The organism is Pseudooceanicola lipolyticus (assembly GCF_002786325.1).
In the GTDB taxonomy this organism is placed as follows: Bacteria; Pseudomonadota; Alphaproteobacteria; order Rhodobacterales; family Rhodobacteraceae; genus Pseudooceanicola_C; species Pseudooceanicola_C lipolyticus.
In genome coordinates this window covers 1-2,237 of sequence record NZ_PGTB01000303.1, presented here as the reverse complement: position 1 = coordinate 2,237, position 2,237 = coordinate 1, and the positions used below count along the sequence as shown (strand labels likewise).

The 2,237-nt window shown below is 67.0% G+C and carries 3 protein-coding genes; 2 read left to right on the top strand and 1 reads right to left on the bottom strand.

From position 1 onward, the window contains the following. On the top strand, positions 1–509 hold a 509-nt coding region (locus tag CVM52_RS25315; protein WP_240621076.1), incomplete at its 5' end, for an FGGY-family carbohydrate kinase. Next, on the top strand, positions 506–1,813 hold the full coding sequence (xylA, locus tag CVM52_RS25310) for a xylose isomerase (RefSeq protein WP_100165020.1): 1,308 nt from the start codon (positions 506–508) through the stop codon (positions 1,811–1,813). The genes CVM52_RS25315 and xylA, both read left to right, overlap by 4 nt. Before the next feature lie 78 nt (positions 1,814–1,891). On the opposite strand, the gene CVM52_RS25305 is transcribed toward xylA, so the two are convergent. Further along, positions 1,892–2,237 (bottom strand): ROK family protein (locus tag CVM52_RS25305; RefSeq protein WP_133119998.1); only part of this gene is annotated, 346 nt, incomplete at its 5' end.

Below are 2,237 nucleotides of genomic sequence, written 5' to 3'. Positions count from 1 at the left end.
TGACCGGCGAACTCGGCCCGCTGGCCGCGCCCGGCGCGCTGCGCTTCCTGCCCTATCTCTCGGGCGAGCGCACGCCGCATAATGACAGCGCGGTGCGCGGCGCCTTCACCGGGCTCGACATCGGCGCCGACCGCGCCGACCTGACCCGCGCGGTGCTGGAAGGGGTGAGCTTTGCCCTGCGCGACAATCTCGAGGCGCTGAAATCCACCGGCGCCCGGCTGGACCGGGTGCTGGCCATCGGTGGCGGCACCCGCTCGCGCTATTGGGTGGAACTGCTGGCCACCGTGCTGGGCCTGCCTGTCGACATGCCGGAGCAGGGCGAATTCGGTGCCGCGCTGGGCGCGGCGCGGCTGGCGATCTGCGGCCTCACCGGCGCCGCGCCGCACAACGTGATGACCCGCCCGCCGGTGGCCGAAACCATCGCCCCGCGCGCCGATCTCACCGCCGCCTACGATGCCGCCTATGGCGATTTTGCCGCCGCCTATCCAGCCCTGAAAGCGATGCCATGACCCACCCGTTTTTCGAAGGCCTTTCTCCCGTCCGCTACGAAGGCCCGGACAGCGACAACCCGCTGGCCTTTCGCCATTACGATCCGGACGCGGTGGTGATGGGAAAGCGGATGGAAGAGCATCTGCGCTTTGCCGTCGCCTATTGGCATTCCTTCGCCTGGGAGGGCGGCGACCCCTTCGGTGGCCAGACCTTCAGCCGGCCCTGGTATCCGCAGGACGACATGGCGATGGCGCGGGTCAAGGCCGATTGCGCCTTCGACCTGTTCGACATCCTCGGCCAGCCGTTCTTTTGCTGGCACGATGCCGATATCCGCCCTGAGGGCGACAGCTTTGCCGAAAGCTTCGACCGCTTCACCCAGATCATCGACCTGTTCGAGGAAAAGATGGCGAGCCGCAAGGTCCGCCTGCTGTGGGGCACCGCCAACATGTTCTCGCACCGCCGCTGGATGGCGGGCGCCTCGACCAATCCCGACCCGGATGTTTTTGCCTACGCGGCCGCCACGGTGAAAATGTGCATGGATGCGACGCACCGGCTGGGCGGGCAGAATTACGTGCTGTGGGGCGGGCGCGAAGGGTATGAGACCCTGCTCAACACCGACCTGGCGTCAGAGCTGGACCATATGGGCCGGTTCCTGAACATGGTGGTCGACTACCAGCACAAGATCGGATTTGAGGGCACCATCCTGATTGAGCCCAAGCCGCAGGAACCCTCCAAGCATCAGTATGACTTCGACGTCGCCACCTGCATCGGTTTCCTGCGTAAATACGGGCTGGAAGGCGAGGTGAAGCTGAATATCGAGCAGGGCCACGCGATCCTGGCCGGGCATTCCTTCGAACACGAGCTGGCGCTGGCGGCGGCCGAGGGAATGCTCGGCTCGATCGACATGAACCGCAACGACTACCAGTCGGGCTGGGACACCGATCAGTTCCCCAACAACACACCCGAGGTGGCGCTGGCCTATTACCACATCCTGAAGGCGGGCGGCTTTGGCACCGGCGGCACCAATTTCGACGCCAAGCTGCGCCGCCAGTCGCTGGACGCGACGGATCTCGTCGCCGCCCATGTCGGCGCGATGGACATCTGCGCCCGCGGGCTGAAGGCGGCGGCGGCGATGCTGGAGGATGGCGGGCTGGAATCCGCTCTGGCCGAACGCTATGCCGGCTGGCAGACCGACGGGGCGCAGGCGATGCTGGAAAGCGATTTCGACAGCATTTTCGCCAGGGTACATGCCGGCGAGGTGGCGCCGCAGCCGCGGTCGGGGCGGCAGGAGATCCTGGAAAACTACGTCAACCGCTTCGTCTGAACGGCGCCCGAGGGCGCGGAACGCGGGCTGCCGCAGTTCAGTTTTGGCCGGACCAAGGCGCGCAGCGCCGCCGGGCAGTCACCCGTCGCCCAGCTCGGCCAGTGCCAGATCCGAGATCCGGTCCAGCGCATAGGCCGCCGCGCCGCGCGCCCACATCAGGTGGCCCCATTTGTGGATCACCACCTCGGGCGGCGGCTTGTCCACCTGCACGATCGATTTGCGCATCTCGTCGATCACCGCCTCGGCATAGAGATGGTCGAACTGCATCTGCTCGCCCGACAGGATGATCAACTCGGGGTCGAAGATATTGACCAGGTTGGCCAGCCCCAGCGCAAAGATCCGCCCGGCCCGGTCGACGATGCGGCGCGCCTGCGGCTCGCCCGCCCGCGCCGCCGCCAACAGCGCCTCGATCTGGCCGCTGCCG